Source organism: Corynebacterium sp. S5S1 (assembly GCF_001913985.1).
Lineage (GTDB): Bacteria > Actinomycetota > Actinomycetes > Mycobacteriales > Mycobacteriaceae > Corynebacterium > Corynebacterium marquesiae.
In genome coordinates this window covers 154,980-171,895 of record NZ_MKXT01000001.1, presented here as the reverse complement: position 1 = coordinate 171,895, position 16,916 = coordinate 154,980, and the positions used below count along the sequence as shown (strand labels likewise).

Annotated in this window: 12 protein-coding genes and 1 pseudogene; 7 read left to right on the top strand and 6 right to left on the bottom strand. The window is 49.4% G+C overall.

Annotation, left to right across the window (positions count from 1 at the left end):
* Positions 1–100: 100 nt before the first annotated feature.
* A pseudogene (locus BKN05_RS00810) lies at positions 101–523 on the top strand (transposase); the annotation flags it as partial.
* 305 nt (positions 524–828) lie between these two features.
* Positions 829–2,082: a UDP-N-acetyl-D-mannosamine dehydrogenase gene (gene wecC, locus BKN05_RS00805; protein ID WP_286687682.1), complete on the top strand. Its 1,254-nt coding sequence runs from the start codon at positions 829–831 to the stop codon at positions 2,080–2,082.
* A 279-nt stretch (positions 2,083–2,361) separates the two neighbouring features.
* On the opposite strand, the gene BKN05_RS00800 is transcribed toward wecC, so the two are convergent.
* Positions 2,362–3,264, bottom strand: coding sequence for a hypothetical protein (locus tag BKN05_RS00800; protein WP_286687681.1), 903 nt, complete (start codon positions 3,262–3,264; stop codon positions 2,362–2,364).
* Between the two features lie 163 nt (positions 3,265–3,427).
* Here BKN05_RS00800 and BKN05_RS00795 point away from each other — a divergent pair, with 163 nt between their 5' ends.
* From BKN05_RS00795 to BKN05_RS00785, 3 genes are read left to right on the top strand one after another with little or no spacing between them, the layout of a single operon-like run.
* Positions 3,428–4,804 carry a glycosyltransferase family 4 protein gene (locus BKN05_RS00795; protein WP_286687680.1) on the top strand — a complete coding sequence of 459 codons (1,377 nt, stop codon included), beginning with the start codon at positions 3,428–3,430 and terminating at the stop codon, positions 4,802–4,804.
* Positions 4,797–6,908, top strand: a complete 2,112-nt coding sequence (locus tag BKN05_RS00790; RefSeq protein WP_286687679.1) for a hypothetical protein — start codon at positions 4,797–4,799, stop codon at positions 6,906–6,908. Before BKN05_RS00795 ends, BKN05_RS00790 begins: the two co-directional genes overlap by 8 nt.
* Positions 6,909–6,963: 55 nt before the next feature.
* Complete coding sequence (locus BKN05_RS00785) at positions 6,964–8,262, top strand: nucleotide sugar dehydrogenase (RefSeq protein ID WP_286687678.1); 1,299 nt, start codon at positions 6,964–6,966, stop codon at positions 8,260–8,262.
* Between the two features lie 378 nt (positions 8,263–8,640).
* On the opposite strand, the gene BKN05_RS00780 is transcribed toward BKN05_RS00785, so the two are convergent.
* The 3 genes from BKN05_RS00780 to BKN05_RS00770 are packed head-to-tail and all read right to left on the bottom strand — an operon-like array spanning position 8,641 to position 11,836.
* The gene (locus BKN05_RS00780; RefSeq protein WP_286687677.1) at positions 8,641–10,257 is read right to left on the bottom strand and encodes a glycosyltransferase family protein; all 1,617 of its coding nucleotides are present in this window, start codon (positions 10,255–10,257) and stop codon (positions 8,641–8,643) included.
* Positions 10,254–10,625, bottom strand: coding sequence for a hypothetical protein (locus BKN05_RS00775; protein ID WP_286687676.1), 372 nt, complete (start codon positions 10,623–10,625; stop codon positions 10,254–10,256). The genes BKN05_RS00780 and BKN05_RS00775 overlap by 4 nt, the downstream gene beginning before the upstream one ends.
* The gene (locus tag BKN05_RS00770; RefSeq protein ID WP_286687675.1) at positions 10,622–11,836 is read right to left on the bottom strand and encodes a glycosyltransferase family 4 protein; all 1,215 of its coding nucleotides are present in this window, start codon (positions 11,834–11,836) and stop codon (positions 10,622–10,624) included. The genes BKN05_RS00775 and BKN05_RS00770 overlap by 4 nt, the downstream gene beginning before the upstream one ends.
* A gap of 233 nt (positions 11,837–12,069) precedes the next feature.
* Here BKN05_RS00770 and BKN05_RS00765 point away from each other — a divergent pair, with 233 nt between their 5' ends.
* Both BKN05_RS00765 and BKN05_RS00760 read left to right on the top strand, forming a co-directional pair.
* The gene (locus tag BKN05_RS00765) at positions 12,070–13,005 is read left to right on the top strand and encodes an ABC transporter permease (protein WP_286687674.1); all 936 of its coding nucleotides are present in this window, start codon (positions 12,070–12,072) and stop codon (positions 13,003–13,005) included.
* On the top strand, positions 12,995–13,825 hold the full coding sequence (locus tag BKN05_RS00760; protein ID WP_286687673.1) for an ABC transporter ATP-binding protein: 831 nt from the start codon (positions 12,995–12,997) through the stop codon (positions 13,823–13,825). The genes BKN05_RS00765 and BKN05_RS00760 overlap by 11 nt, the downstream gene beginning before the upstream one ends.
* Before the next feature lie 81 nt (positions 13,826–13,906).
* On the opposite strand, the gene BKN05_RS00755 is transcribed toward BKN05_RS00760, so the two are convergent.
* Positions 13,907–15,493 (bottom strand): glycosyltransferase family 4 protein, encoded by a 1,587-nt coding sequence (locus BKN05_RS00755; protein ID WP_286687672.1) that lies wholly within the window; start codon positions 15,491–15,493, stop codon positions 13,907–13,909.
* Complete coding sequence (locus tag BKN05_RS00750) at positions 15,486–16,769, bottom strand: glycosyltransferase family 4 protein (protein WP_286687685.1); 1,284 nt, start codon at positions 16,767–16,769, stop codon at positions 15,486–15,488. The genes BKN05_RS00755 and BKN05_RS00750 overlap by 8 nt, the downstream gene beginning before the upstream one ends.
* Between the last annotated feature and the right edge of the window lie 147 nt (positions 16,770–16,916).

Below are 16,916 nucleotides of genomic sequence, written 5' to 3'. Positions count from 1 at the left end.
TCTTTCAGCTCCTGACGTCTTTGAAGCCGAGAATTCAGCTACACTGACCCAAGCAGCATAGCTAACCCCCGACGTGTCCACTTTCCGGGGGTCAGGCCCCCTATCGGGGATGTTTCACTCCATCTTCCAACAAGCTGATGCGCAAGCCACCTGGGACCAAGCCCGAAAAGTCGTCGAGTTCTGCAACCAGCGTTTTCCCGAAGTCGCCGAGTACCTCGAAGAATCCCTCGACGAGATTCTCGCGTTTACACATACACCGAAACCAGTATGGACCAAAGTATGGTCTAACAACCCCACCGAACGACTCAACCGTGAAATCCGCCGGCGCACCGACGTCGTCGGCATCTTCCCGAACCGGGCCGCCGTCGTCCGTCTCGTCGGTGCCGTACTAGCCGAGCAACATGACGACTGGATTCAACAAAAACGCTATATGTCGTTAGCCTGCCTGGAACACACACGGGCTCTCATAGCAGCCAACACTGTCAACGCCCACACACCCGAAACCGTCGAGGAAGCAGCCTAATGAACCGCAAACAAGCCCGCGCCGGCCCCTAGCAAAATGCCTCACACAGTCCCCGATTCAGGAAGGACAGATACACCACTCCACCGGACTTGACCCAAATGCTAGTTTCTGTCGCGACGAATAACGTCACAGGAGCATCCCAGTCCGAGGCAACCTACAATGTTGGGTCCCAACATTGACGTCCGTCGATAGCGAACATTATTACTCGATGTAGTGACTTCAAGATTTCAAAGGTAGAATCTCGACAATAGAATTATTCAACCTATACGCGCCGTTTCTTGGCACCCAAATACAGGATCCTTACTTTGTCTCAACGCACTGTCGCTTTCGTCGGACTCGGGTACATCGGCCTACCTACGGCCGTGGTTATGGCAAATGCCGGGAGTAAGGTGATCGGCATCGACGTAAATGCGGAAAACGTCAAACGCATCAACCGTGGAGAAGTCACGTTCGTGGAGCCGAGCCTCCAAGAGGAACTCGGTAAGGCCCTTAATTCTGGCCGTTTTTTCGCCACCACACAGCAGGTTCACGCAGACACCTATATCGTTGCGGTACCCACACCGTTTACGGAATCCTACGACGTAGACATGACATTCATTTACGCTGCAGCAGAGGACATTGCTCCACAACTAACGGGAGACGAACTGGTCATCCTCGAATCAACTTCTCCACCACAATCTACGGCTAAAATGGCCGAACGCATTCTTGAACTACGTCCAGATCTCGCAGCCGATGGGACAGAAAACCGGGAAGGAAAGCCGGTCGTCTACTTTGCCCATTGCCCAGAACGAATTCTTCCTGGCAACGCCATCGCTGAGCTTAAAACTAACGACCGAATAATCGGCGGGCAGACCCCAGAAGCAACACGACGTGCGGCAGAACTATACGCCACCTTCTGTTCTGGAGAATTGCTTCCTACCAACGCCGTTACAGCAGAAATGGCAAAACTAACGGAAAATTCATTCCGCGACGTTAACATCGCCTTTGCTAATGAACTCTCACTCATATGCGACAATCTCGGTATCAATGTTTGGGAGCTGATCGACCTCGCCAACCATCATCCACGTGTCAACATACTGCAGCCGGGCCCGGGGGTAGGCGGGCACTGCATCGCTGTCGATCCGTGGTTCATCGTCGCTGCCGATCCTTTCAATGCAAAGCTCATCCACGCAGCCCGAAAGGTTAACGATAACAAACCTGCCTGGGTGATCAATAAGGTTAAGCAGGCGGTCAAAAACACCAATGCCTCAACGATCGCCGTGCTCGGTCTCGCATTCAAGGCGAACGTAGATGATCTACGGCAGTCCCCAGCCCTCAACATCGCAGTGGACCTCGCCGAAGAGCTTCCGGATATCTCCTTACTCGCTGTAGAGCCGAACATCACCGAACTGCCCAAACGGCTAAAAGGCTTCGATAACATCACGCTCACAAATTGCGACGATGCGCTCCGCATCGCAGAAGTTTTAGTGCTTCTGGTAGATCACAATGAATTTAAAGAAATCTCTAAGGTTGACATTGCAGATAAAACTGTGATTGATACGAAAGGCCTTTGGAACTAGCTACTTCTCAGTAGCTAGCCGATATCGGTACAACGTCCTTAAATTCAAAGACTGTACCTTTGGGCCGTAGCTTTTTCCAATTTGAACGAGGGTCAACAGAGTTGTGTACAACCAGTTGCCAGACGTCTCTCTGCGGAACCTCCTCCGTCCAGAAAGATTAAGACTTAACGCGTGAACCGGGGACGCTAGGTGTCATTGACTCGCTCGATGGCAACCTGCCAACTGGACTTACGCCACTGGAGTCGATTCGACAGAAGAATGAGAACAAATTCCCTAGTTCTAGTCGACTTGTGTTTTGGTGAAGTCTTTGGCTTTGGCAAATCCCATAGATTCGAAATTTCGCTGGGCCCGTCTCAGTTCAGAAGCTATCTGAGTCAAAAGAGCTGCTAAATCTTCAGTCGGTGCGGGCGAGTGGCCTGGTTTTCCCTCAAATAGCTTCACGTAAAGTCGCGGATCCTCCTTGAGCGTTTCCACGAATGGAATGACTTGATGGTTCAAATATCTCTCGTCATTTTGATTCTGGTAAAGCAAGATGTCGCAGTTCGCGGTCCCGAGGCGGTTTATAGCCAGATTTGGACTAAAAAACTCGCGTTTAATTCTCCGCATCGGCGTAATTGTTTCAGCACGATGGGCAATTTTAAGATATTGTTTCGCTGTCGACCTAGGGTAGCCGTCCAAATTCAGCCGAGGATTCATCGCCAGCACAACCGAGTCGGGAAACATATCGCCAAAGTTGATAGCGGCATACCCGCCTCCTGAGCCACCAAACAAAATCAAGTTTGAACTTCCAAGCGAAGCAAGTATGTGGTCGATTATGGGTTTAAAACAGGCTTTCAAACTTCCAATTTCCCGATCACCCAAGAACCAAGCACAGGCAAGTTCCCCCAACTCCAATGTTGGATCAGCCAGTGACACAAGATTTAGCCCCGATGCGCGAGCGATACCTTCTCCAACCAAATACGGCACGGTACGTTGACGAGGAGACAATGCACCATGGAAAACTAGAACTGTTGTGTCTGAGCCCCTGTCGCGAATCAAAAAATCTATATTCCTATCCCCAAACAGAACCGTATGCAGACCCTCACCAACTGGATTAGTCAAGAAGAGCTCGAGAGACTCGTAATGACGCGAAAACCCCCAGCGCGATGTGTCCCGCCTGCGTTTAAAGTCAGCTGTCCCCATGTCATTACCTCACATTTCATGCCAACAATTTCTGCAATGCATCCAGACTACAACGAAAGTTGGATAAGCTTACTTCAGACACAGCATCACGCCTGACACCCAAGGGACTGCTACTATAGCTGGGTATAATTTTCAGACTCCAAAAATCTCGCGAGAAACGTTAATGACACCTGAACCGCTACCACCGAACCTACCGACATTACCAATGAAAGAATTAATAGGTTCGACCTATAACACGTCTGATTTAATTTCGAGGCTCTACCTTGAGGCCGAGTACCTCTTCAGAAATCGAAAGCCATTTCGTGTCGAAGGTATACCCACTCCTCCACTAAGTGAGGTAATCCATGATGAAAAGTACTTCGCGGTACGTCAATTCCTAAGCGAAACCGAAGACCGCAATTCGAGTGAGCGGCACCTAATCTTGGCCAACGAGTATCCAAGTCACCGGAATCAATATGCAAATGGATTCGTCCATCGACGCGTGGAACTGTATCGCGAGGCCGGATTGGAAGTCGATGTTCTGGCATTCGGAAAACGCGTTCGCAAGGAAGTCTATTCGTACCGCGGTATCCCCGTATTGTCCGGCTACTACGATGAATTACTCGGCCTTTTAGCGACACGCAAATACAAATCCATAAATGTGCACTTCCTTAACTCTGAAATGTGGAACGGCCTCTTGCTCAACATCCCCAAGGAGTGTCGAGTGAACCTATTCATACACGGCTACGAAGTCCGAAATTGGAGTAGGCTACCCTACGAAATTGCGGCTCGAGAAAACATCGATGCCCAAATCGAGCGAAGCCTGCGTACTCGCGACATCTGGTCAACACTCGTTGACGAAAACTCTCCAATCTCTAATTTCGTTTTCGTCTCAGAATGGTGGAAGCAAGCCGTTGGCGAAGATTTAAGGTTGGTTTTCCCAGAGGAACGCTCCCACGTGATTCACAATGTAATAGACACGGCCCTCTTCTCATACCAGCCCAAGTCTCCCGACCAAAGGCATAATCTGTTGTGGGTCCGTAATGCTAGGGCTTGGAATTATGGTGCAGACCTTGCCGCAGAATTGCTCGGACGATTAAAACAGAGCTTCTATTGGAATCAGCTCAAGGTGACGCTGGTCGGGGACGGCAAATACTTCCATTATTTCGACCAATTCAAAGATGATCCAAACGTTACCATAATCAACGGCTACATTAGCCAACAGCAAATAGCCGACCTGCACAAATCCCATGGAATATTCTTAGTGCCCTCAAGATTTGACACGCAGGGTGTGTCGCGAGATGAGGCAATGAGCTCAGGGCTTGTCCCGGTAACTTGCCCAGTTGCGGCGGTAACAGAATTCGTTGACGAGTCCTGCGCAATACTTGGAACCGAAGATAATTTGGATGCATGGGCGGCAGAGCTGGAAGAAGTAATCCTTGACCCCGCGAAGTTCAGCAAGCTGTCAAGCAACGCAGCCCAACGCGTACGCTCCCTAAGCACTTCCGAGCACACTATCGACCGAGAGATTCAGCTAATGATGGGACCAAATAATGAGTAAAATTCTGCTTATGGTGGATCAGGTGGGTCCGTTAGTAGGAGCAATTAGAAACGATCTGAAGCTATCCGGATTCGACACACTTACCTTCAACACCAGAGAACAAAAGTTCATGGGCACCTCTGGCCAGTCAATCCCTGCGTGGGCTCGAGGTCGAGAGAGCTACGAAGCCACTAAGTGGTTTAAAAAGTTACTCAGCATGAACGATATTCAATCACTGATCGCCGTTGGACGAGAGTCAGTAGTTTACGCAAGCAGACTTAGTAGAATTGTACGAGTTATAGGTGTGTTGAAACCTGGTGACCTTGACATCAGCTCGAAACGCAAACGTCTCATTAGCGACTTCCAAAACGCGTCCAACAAGGTACACGCGCTGGTGTTTTTGAACGAATGGGAAATGACTAAGGCATGCACGCTTGGCTCAAGAGCGCCGCATCTTCTCTGGGATCCCAATTCCATTGCAATTGAAGACTGGCCTAATTCTGCAACCATAGAGGAAGATTCGCGAGTAGCTATCGTCGATTATAGCGCCGAGGGGCCTGCATTAATGCAGGCTTCAGAGTCCATAAAATCGGACGGGAGTGCCAAATCACACGATTTCGATAATTTCGAACCTATCTCCAGCAATTCGATGTACTGGTATTCTGACCTGCAAATTGATAGGGAATTTCGGAATACACTAAAACTCCGCGGCTCGCAGTACTCCGGCGTTATTTTCGCCGACGATAATGCGGATGCGCTAACGTTAATGGCTCTTGCAGGCTCAGCGACAACGATAGCGCCACCAACCATTGCTGCAAATCTCTTGGCTGCAAACAATCCCAATATTACCCTTGCGAACGTAAAGCAAGCCCTATCGAATAATCTCCATAAAACACCAGTTGCGGAAAAGCCCAAACCGCCACATACCGGACGTCCACTGGTCGCGATCTTGGAAATTTGCCAGCACGAGCGATTGCCTTGGTTTTCTGAAGACTACGGAGACATCGATAAATTCAATATATTTTTATCAGTGGCAGCCGTCGAAAACGCGTCAAATGGAGCACGCCCCCAACGCATCCGCAATATGTTTCTCGCAGCAAGGCGAGACGCCCCCACAATTCAAATGAGCTTCAACAGCCACCTTCTCGACCGTCGGGTCAAATGGTTCTACGCCCAAGCTGAGCGCGGAGTGCAGTTCCCCGTATTGTATGGCGAAAATAGCACCAACCCGGTAATGGACTTTGACGCAGTCTACAAGGTTACAAGGTTAGTAGAATACCTTGAACGCAGCTGCGGAACTAGGAGTCTTTATTTCGTTCGTGATGTTCACTGGCTTGATACTCAAATCCAGTCCAAAGACGACAAGGTCGTTGCGCGGCAAAAAAAGTATGGGCAGTTTGAACTCAAGAATTTGTCGAGGGCATTTGGCGGTTTAGTTGCGCCTTCGAAAGAGTCCGCGGCAAACTACACTGCTTTAGCAAAACCGCTTTTCAACCTCGAGTTTATAAACGACGAACTACCCCCTGGCATTGCTCTCGAGAACACGCGTCTTCCGCAAGAAGTCACTGGGGATTCAAATGGAGTGACTTTCGTGTACACGGGCGGAGTCAGCAAGCTCTATAGTATGGATACTTATCTTCACGCGCTTAAGTCAATTTTTGACAAGCATCCCCAAGGCGTTTTTGCCGACTTTATTGTCCGACCCAACGAGCAGCCGCTGCTTCAGGAATGGATGCTTGAAGCTGGGATAACCGAGAACAGTAACATTCGGATCCTAAACGGAAACTTTTCCGATTACGCGCCGAGGACAACTAAAAACATCGGCATATTGCTCCTCGATTCCGAATATGGTAGAAAGGCCTTTGCCTTTAAAGCGATGTCCTATCTGGAAAAGTCTATGCCGTTCGTTGTCTACGAGGATTCTCCAAACTGCCGATATTTCCAACACTACGGCGTAGCACTTCCAGTTAAGGATCCGGATTCATTGGTCGATGTCTTGGAAAAATCCCTCAGTCATCCTTGCAACCTGGCCACCATCCAGGAGCTCTGGGAGCAGGAGTCGTGGGATGCGCGCTGGAGAAAAGTTAAACAACTTGCAAGCACGAGCGACCACGAAATAAGGTAGCCACCCAACTATTACAGTTGAGTCAAGGCTAAGTACTATTAAACTAAATGCCAATATGAATCTGGCAGGCAAGGGCTCCCGAAAGAGGTTAAAAATTTTGAGTACTGTCACTATCGTCGGTCAAGGGTATGTTGGTCTTCCCCTTGCAGAAGCCGCGTCGTCGAAGGGTTGGAAAGTATTCGGCTTTGACGTGTCTTCAAACACAGTCAAAAACCTCAATGCCGGCGTGTCACACATCGACGATATCTCCGACTCGATGCTTGGTGACATGATAAACAACGGTTATCAAGCCACGACAGATCCCAGCGGCATTTCTCAGAGTGACTTTGTCGTGATTTGCGTCCCGACTCCGCTGGGAGACGCAGGCGCACCGGATCTTGGTGCGGTAAGGGGTGCCACGCAAACTGTCGGTGAAAACCTCCGTGCCGGTACCACGGTCATTTTAGAGTCGACGACCTATCCGGGGACTACCGAAGAAGTATGCGTCCCTATCTTGGAAGCCGCGTCGGGCCTGTCGGCAGAATCTGACTTCTACGTTGCTTTCAGTCCTGAACGCGTCAATCCTGGAATGAAAGAGTTCGGAATCAGAAATACGCCAAAGTTGGTCGGAGGAACTCGTCCTGATGCAACAGAGAAGGCTTTCTCGTTCTATGACTCTTTTATCGAAACCGTCGTAAAGATGAGCGGCACAAAAGAAGCAGAGACCGCGAAACTTCTGGAGAACACGTTCCGTCACGTCAACATTGCACTCGTCAATGAAATGGCGCGGGTTTGCCACGAACTTGGTATTGATGTCTGGGAGGTAATCCGAGGCGCAGCTACGAAGCCGTTTGGGTTTATGAAATTTACCCCCGGAGCTGGAGTCGGTGGGCATTGTATTCCGATTGATCCCAACTACCTCTCCTATGAAGTCCGCCGGCAGCTTGGCTACCCGTTGAGGTTTGTCGAACTTGCTCAAGAAATTAACAATTCAATGCCGCTGTATGTAGTTGATCGAGTTGCCGAAGCCCTCAACGAAGACAGCAAGTCCCTAAAAGGCTCCAAGGTGTTGCTCGTCGGTGTTACCTATAAGCCCAATATTTCCGATCAACGCGAATCTCCCGCTGTTCCCGTCGGAAACGAGTTAATCCGCCGTGGAGCGTCTGTCAGCTACTTCGACCCGTTCGTAAAGAATTGGCACCTCAAAACCACGACGCTTCAGTCCGTTGGGGATCTCCTAGAAGAAGCAAAGAAAGCGGACTGCGTTGTTCTCCTCCAGAACCACGCGTCAATCGACGTACAAAAGCTGGGAGAAATGTCTGCCCGATTGCTAGATACGCAGGGTGTATCCGACATTCCGGGCAACAAACTTTAGCGTAGAGAAACCGGCGCAGACTTTAACCAAGTAAACGGCCAAGCAGAGTTCTTTGCAGAGGTACGGCTTAGTTTATTTTTGGTATCGGGTGCCCTATCTGAGGTTGCAACCTCAGATAGGGCACTTTTCAAATCTTTTTGCGTCTCGACTGCGCCACGATTGGCAACATTGTTGCTGCAAACCACCAGTACACCGGCCTCGCAAGCTTCTCCAACTGTCACCCTGGAATTAGACCGCATCGACGGCTGGGCACGAATGTCGAATTCCCAAACCTAGGCCGAAGTTCTGCACATTTTCCGCTTACGAGCTCCTGCAAGCGACGCCACAGCTCGTGCACAAAGCCGCTGTAGCCTATCTCACGTGGTCATTGATTCTCTGCTAAGACAATGCCCATTTCACTACTTTCCGCCCAATAGTCGACAGGCAATTGCCTCCAGGAACCGACTCAATCCTGTTTCGAATCTTTCGCAAGCTCGACGCCTGCTTTCGAATCCGCATTAGATCATTTGAAAGGCGGTCCCTCTCCGCTTTCAGGCTTTCAAACTCTTCCATGCGAGGAGTTATGGGAATTGGGCTATCCGAGCCGTCCGATCCAGCAACTTGGCCGCTGAGCAACTTGGCCTGGACTTTAAATTTCGCATCGACATATGCCGCGGCTGAAACCAGTGAAAAGTCTGAGTCGGGATTCCGCGTCGTATATAGTAAATTACCCCGTATCACTGCATCCACCGGAAGTTGCAGGTCCTCACCTTCAAGCTTGTTTGTAACATTCCCGTCGATAAGAAATACGGAACCTTTGCTATCAAGCTCAGGCAGAATCAGGAATTCGAGTAGCCCAGAACAAACCGAAGAATAGGTGTGCCGTTGCGCTACGTTGAAGCATGCTTGAGCAGCCGCCCGAAGGTCGATACGGCCATCACAAACTGACCGTACCAATTCCTTAAATTCTGTCATGGAGTTGGCGAAAAGGGGGTAGTCATCCCCAAGCAACTCTATGTGGGCAGCAGTCCGGTTAAGAACCACCGGTTTTGCTAACGAGCCATATTCCAAGACCTTCGAAGAAAGCTCAGTACTACTGTCCAAAGCTGGTCGCCGCCAGCTCAGTCCAACGTCGGAAGCGGAAATAACTTCTCTTGTTTCCCGTCTGGTTCTCCCTCCGAAATAGGACAAGGAAGGTGTCGTATCCAAGAGATACCGGACAATATCCGCATGTCGAGGTTCGTCTGATGTGTTTCTGAACTGGTCTCCGACTATGTTTATTCTCGCATCAATCGTGTTTTTCCCGAGAAGTGCCTTGAAACTGGCGAGCATCCCATCGACGTTCCAGTCCGGGAAGAACTTCCCAGCGTAAACGAACCGTGTTGTGCTTTCGGGCTCGCGCCAAAGTTCTTCGAAGTTCCCAGGAGAGTCAGGAACACTTGGTCTTAGCACATAACAGCGCTCATGCTCCAAATTCTCCACGATCTTCCACATTTCGTTCTGAATAGACTCAGTTTGGCACAAGAATCTTGCCCCTGAACTGTCTATATCAGAAAGTTGCTCCGTCAATGCTTGCGGCGTTGTCTGCCCGTAGTGAGCAAGGCCTGTAACATAGATCGCAGTTCGCGGAGCCCACTTAGGCGCAGCCGCACAAAACTTCGCGCCTGTCTCAGTGTCTCGAATAATGACAGTATCAGGATTCCAGTTTTTGCAAACTGCTAAAAGCGTCTCAGCGTATTCAGTACGTGACATTTTTCTTTGTCCAATGAACTTGCGGTTCAATCCAAGATAACTATCACTGAATGGGTCGACGAGCGTAACGTTGGGCAGACCCATAACTTCATCCAATATCAGCTTGCGCTCAATCGGAACCGCCGAAACCAGCATTATCTCAACGAAAGGCTGCGTCGCGAGGAGCGATGTTAGGCCCGCCAGGAAAAAAGCCGAGCCGTCCACAACATTAATATTTATATATCCCGAAACGACAATCTTGTACGGTTCTTCTCTAAGCATCATTGCCCCTCTTTAACAAGATCGAATTCTGCTCCGTCAATTACAGTGCCTTCAGTATCAGTAGAAAGCAGTGTGACCACTACTCTATCCGCGTCAGTAGGTGTTAATGCAGAATTTCTAACGGATGATTGCTTATCTAGCAGCTCGGAACCTTTGCAAAATGCGAACTCGTAAATGTAGGGCCCCCCTTCAGCTACACAGCAGACCTGGAGTTGCTTCGAATCAGCAATATACTTCTCCAACTGAAGGATTTTCGACCTGTCGTTGATGTCATTTTCTGTCTCGACACCCGCTAGCGCTCGAATCAGGAATTCTAAAGAATCCTCCAAGAAACGATAGCGAGTCTCCCAAACCTCCTTCTCTTCCATCACAAGTTCCTTTCGCTTCGAACAGCATCAGTGATCAATTTGATTTCTCTCCCAATCGTCGCATCTGAGCCGCACTGCCTACGTACCCGAGCTGCGGCATTTTCAGACAATCGACAAAACAGTTCCGGATCAAAATAGAGCTGTTCGATTGCCGCAGCGATACTTTTCGGTTCTTCTGGCGCAGTCAGGATCCCAGACTCCAGATCGGTTACAAACTCAGGAATTGCGGCAATATCCGTTGCTACAGGTACTAGTCCAGACGACATCGCTTCCCCCATCGACACGCCTTGTGAGTCAAATCGTGTTGGCGTTAGAAATATACCGTTTTTCGAATGCAATTCAGAAATATGGCGCTGGTCCCAAAAACCTTTCTTTAGAGTAACGTTCGGCATATTTCGCAACGGCGAGGTCTGGTGCTCGAAGTATTTCCCATCACCGCAAATTGTGAATTTCAAGTCTTCAAAGAACGGTGCTGATGCAAGTTCACATATCGCCTCGATTGCTTGATCATTAGCATATTTATATGAAGCAAATGGCCGAATTAGCAAAATATTTTTGCGCAGTTCCGGCCTTTTTACCCGGTAGGGGAACACATCCGAATCAATCACATTCGGAATGACAACACTCCGTGTGAAGTCCACTCCTATATCCGGTTCAACCACAACTCGCTGGAACCATCGAGAAACGTTTACAAACCGCAGTCGGGTATCTCGCGAAGCAACTAACTCCGCAAACCATGCATTTTGCCGCTGGTAGTATTGGTCTTTTTTGTCTAGTGCCTGCTGAACTTTGTTAGGTTCAAGTATGAAGTTAAACCATCTACGGTGCCACGCTTCAGCTTCAAACCCGTGAACCCATACGATTACCGGCGCTTGCACGCCTGAGCTCAACACTGGGTCGACACGGTGCGGCTCTGCAAAATGAACCAAATAAGCGTCGTAATCGTCTTCTGCCGCTAACCGCGCAAGTGCCTTATCGTTTCCAACGGTCACATGAACCCCGTCAAAGCAATATTCATAAGCGACGTCGACCGGCTGGTGATTATAAAATACGTCGACCGCCAATCCTGCGCCCAAGTAGCCTTTCACCCGGCGATGAATAAAACCATTGCGATACAAGTTATCTTCACTCGGATAAGCATTACAGATCACCAGCAACCGCAACGAAACATCTCCCCCGCCACCGACTGGGGACTTACTAGACTCATGTTGCATTTACTCCAGCCTCACATTTTCTACAGAGTGAACAGATTGACCAACAGTCAGCTGTTGACAAGCATAGTTCCCGACCCAAATTGCCGTCCTCTATCCACGGAATTGACCGCATGCCAAATGAAATATCAGAAGAACGACGGCTCGGGCTCTTGAGTTTCACTTATCCAACCAACACTCGATAGAATTCAGAGGTTAAGGCAGCTTCGATCGCGAGATGGAGACACTATAATAACATGAACAGCGATGCGCCAGAACCGACTAAAGCCCAAGGAAACACCGACAACGCTTCTATGCAACTGTCGAGCGCACAGCCTCAACACCAATTAACAATCATCGATGGCAGTGAACTAAAGAGCCTCTTGTCACGGCCGAAGTTGACGGACTATGCGGCGTCGCTGTGGACAAAGAGATTTTTCATTTGGGCACATGCCCGAAGTCGCGCCTTACAAAGCGGACAAGACACTTACCTTGGGCGTCTCTGGATCTTCATCAACCCTCTCCTGCAGGTTATGGTGTACGGGGTGCTATTCGGCTTGATTCTGAAGACATCGCGTGGGATGGAAAACTTCATCGGATTCCTAATGATAGGTGTGATATTTTTCTCTATGATAGGGAAAGGATTTTCACAGGGAAGCGGGTTAATCCAGGGTTCGAAGAGTCTTATTGGAGCTTTCTCGTTCCCTCGCGCAGTGCTAGCGTTGTCAGCCGTATTGAAGCAACTAATCGATGAAATAGCACCCGCGCTAGTTGCAATTCTGGGCGCACTGGCATTTCAACCGCACCATCCTCCGAGTTTTGCGATACTCTTAAGCGTTCCTCTCTTTCTGCTGTTACACATTTTTGTTCTAGGAATCGTCTTTATAACCGCAAGATTAACCGCTTTCGTTCCGGATTTGAAAAGCATTATCTCCACTTTCCAGAGGGGACTGTTCTACTTCTCTGGCATCTTTTACGATTTAGACCGTTTCGCCAACATTCCCGTATTGCGCGAGGTTATGCTAGCCAACCCTTGCTACCAATTTCTTCACGCCGTCCGAGTTTGCGTACTTGAAGGCAGAATCCCACCCGCTTCCACATGGTTGTATCTAATCTGCTGGTCAACCGGGCTAGCTTTCATAGGGTTCGTGTTTTTCTGGCGCTCTGAAGAAAGGTACGCAAATGTCAAGTAAAGCAACAGTCGTTGTCAGACGCGTCGAGAAGCGCTATGAGCTTAGCGGATCCGGTTCTAATTATTCATTGTTTAAATCAAAGCGAGCATCAGTCGTCAATGCACTACAAGATGTGAGTTTCGTAGCCAGAACCGGCGAGTCTATTGGAGTGGTCGGGCGTAACGGCTCAGGGAAATCAACGCTTTTCCGGCTTATTGCCGGAAGCGAAGCGCCCACGCGAGGCAACATCCATGTTTCGTCGACGCCAACTCTTCTCGGGGTCTCCTCAGCCTTGCAAGGAAATTTAACCGGCGACCAGAACATTCAATTGGGTCTACTCGCCATGGGCCTCTCACCTAACGAAGCGAGATCCATGAAAAGTGAGGTTGCAGAATGGGCAGATTTGAGCAACGCAATAGGCAGACCGTTGAAAACTTACTCATCCGGCATGCGCGCACGTCTTGTTTTTGCGATTTCTACCGCGGTACGCCGTGAAATTCTCCTTGTCGATGAAGCGCTTTCGACCGGAGACAAGGCTTTCGCTCGTAAGGCTAAAGAGCGCATGGATAGTTTTCTTGAAAACACTGGAACGGTTTTTATCGTTTCCCACGGCGCAGGAACTATTCAGGAATATTGCAGCCGCGCCATTTGGCTCCACGATGGGCGGGTCATTATGGATGGTGATGCAGTGGAGACATCGAAGGCTTACGTTCGTTGGAGCAAATTGCATTCGCGAGACCAGACGGAAAGGGCAAATCGGTATCTCGAAGAGTGCCGCGCGGCGTACGTTGAACCACGCATCCTCTTCGAACACGAGGTTGAGAGGTTCCTAAATAAGTAGCAGGCTAAGCTTCTATCGGTTAAGAATATACAATGAGCGATGCTCAAATACCTTGATGAGAAGCATCGCCCCGGAGAAGTCTCAATTCCATCCGTTCTGAGAGGCATCTCCAAGAGAATCATCATCCGATAAACCGCTTGGATTACTTGACTTCCGAGAGCTAAGCAAATACCGATACAGTTCAATTAACTTCTGACCGTTGCCTGACCATGTGTATTGAGACATCCAGGCACGATCGACAAATGTATGATTCTTTTCCGCCGCTTGAAGAATCGCTCTCGCAAGCCCCTCTTCATCACCAGCCACAAAGTAATTGGCGTGCCCGCCAGTTATTTCCACCAAGGCCGGCAAACAAGAGGCTACGACAGGAATCCCTAAAGCCTGCGCCATCAGCCCTTTAATCGGCGTCACCCGTCGTGTTACCTGTTGATCTCGGCGCGGCATGGCAAAAACATCGAGAGCTGCATACCACTTCCAAATGTCTTTATTCGGTTTACGTCCAACCATTATTAGGCGCTCGCGGACTCCAAGCTCATCTGCGAGCTTAATCAAGCTGGATCGCGCCACGCCATCTCCAACTAACAACACTTTCCAATGATCGGGGAGGCAAACAATGGAACGAATTAGTACATCGAACCCTTCATAGTCTACTATCGACGAAACCGCACCAACATATTGGAAATTTTCTAATCCCAACTCCGAACGTATAGCACTCTTGTCAAATTTCTTTTCAAGAAATTCTTCATCAACAGAGTTCGGTACAACGGTAATTTTCTCAGCGTCAATGCTTGCTTCACTAGACAATATTTTCTTGTAGGTATCACTTAAAGTCAAGACTGCATCTGCGGCTTGCGCGCTCTCCAATTCACGCGACGTTGCGGCCTTGTAATAAGTCGAGTCTTTCATTTCATTCTGTTCAGAAGCATCAAATCGAGATAGCCAGGTAGACTGCGGCTCACCTCTAAACTCGTAAACCCAAGGTATACCCAGAACCTCCGCAGCCTCAGCTACTGCTTGCGCATTCTTAAAGTCCGTAGTGGTATGCAGAATGTTGGCACCTACGGTTTTTGCAACCGTCACGATGCCGCGGACGTAGTATTCGCGTCTCCGGCTTTCCAGAAAAGGCAACGAAAACGGAAGTATTCGAAAATATGGGATTCCGTCGACTATCTCTCTCGGACCGCCTGGCAACTTCCCAACTACTACCGGATACCCAACCCGAGTCACAGCCGATAGCGAGACCCCAGAAGCTTTCAATGACCGAAGCAATTGGTGCGATCTAACGGTATACCCAGACTGAGTATGCGGAAGACTATTTGTGAGAACAAATAGCGGACGCGGATCGCCAGCAACTGGCCCAGGAGAATACCGCTCTCCACGAGCAATAGGACGCTCTAGTTCTTCCATTTTATCAGCATAAAAGTGGTAGTAGAGTCTCGATACAAAAGACCAACTAGCTCTGCTGCGCATAAGCTCAACCGCTTTAGCGAGTTGCCCTCGCCTGACTAAGGCCCAAAAGCCCCGATTCGACAGCTTGTCCATTAGGGCGTTAATTTCATTCGCGCCCAACAAAGTGGCAATATTCCCAAAGAACCGCCACGGATGCTCAAGAGCGAGGACGCCAGCAGCATTCACCATGTGAGGAATATATAGATACTTTTTACTCATCTTGTTTTCCGCCCTGCACCGCTCCAAGAATCTCAAATAGGGCCTGCCGCGCAGCATGTTGCCGCTCTGATTGAATCCACTCCCTCGCTTGATCAGGTTGCCGAAACTTGCCCGTTTCCGCGAATTTTTTCCAACTTTTCGCGAGCTCCAACGGATCCCCTGGCACTACAACATCGCCAGCTCCCAAGAACCGAATTAACGCTGGGAGTGCACCCTCCCCGACTGCAGTAACGTGAATTCCAGATGAAATAAGTTCATAGGTCTTCGAAGGAATAGCTAATCGCAACGGAAGCCAACCCTTTAGGTGAACCATCGCAGTGTCAGACCATTCGTAATGCATCCGGAGCTGGTCCGCCGGCGCCTGGTCATAAAACTCAATATCAACCTTGAGTTCCTCACCTAATTTCTTGAGTTGAGGCTTAGCTGCTCCGGCCCCTACGAACCTAAGTTGAATAGGGAAGCCCGAGTCGCTTGCGATGCGAGCCGCATGAAGGATATTTTCCAGATCCTGCGCACGTCCCATTGTCCCCGCATAGAGAACTCTAAGCGGACGAATAGCATTCTTATAACTATATTTTTTTATGTAATTAGTTCGAGGGGGAAATACGTTGCGAATGACTGCGGTTCGCGGGACTCTTTGAATACCAGCACATTTCTTCAGAAAATGCTGTCTATGCATTTCTGAAGTAAAAATCACGCCATCCGCCTTTACCAAGGTTCGGTTGACCAGACGTGACGTTACAAAACTCATTAATTGCAGAGGCCCGAGTCGGAGCACTCGTTCCCGGATTGATCGAGAGCCAACCGCATCATTCCAAGAATTGGAAAAAGCAAGCAGCTCTGGCCATGCATCTCTTAAGTCAATAACGTAAGGCAACTTAAAAAAACGAGATAGCGCGAAAACAACAAAAGCCGAGGGAAGGGCGGGAACCGTCGCGATAAGGATGTCTGGTTTTTCTTCCGCTCGACGAGTTACAGCACACGCTAGGAAAAGCGAATCCACAGCAACAAAGGCTTGATTTGCGATTCTCGCAGTCAACGAAGATGACGTTCGAAATCCCCGAGTCCTAAAAATACGCTCTCCGCTAGGGCCATGCTCATTAATTAAGTCTCTCGGCTGAAATAGCTCGCTGTAGAAGCTCTTGACTGAAGGCATAGATCGCCCTCCTGGAGTAACGACATCAAGCGCATGCCCTTGCTCGTTAAGGATATGAGAGAGCCAAGCCCAACGCCGTTGAGGCACCCCGTTGTCCGGCGTCCAGTACTGCGAAACCATCAATAGGTGCACAGGCCAGCTCCTTTTCATCAACCGAGAATCAAATCAGAAATAAATTTTACCGCCGGATAATATCAGTTCAAATATAGGATCGGTCAGAAATTGTGCGGCGCCGATCGCCTTCCCCGACTCTTCGCAAGGCGGGAC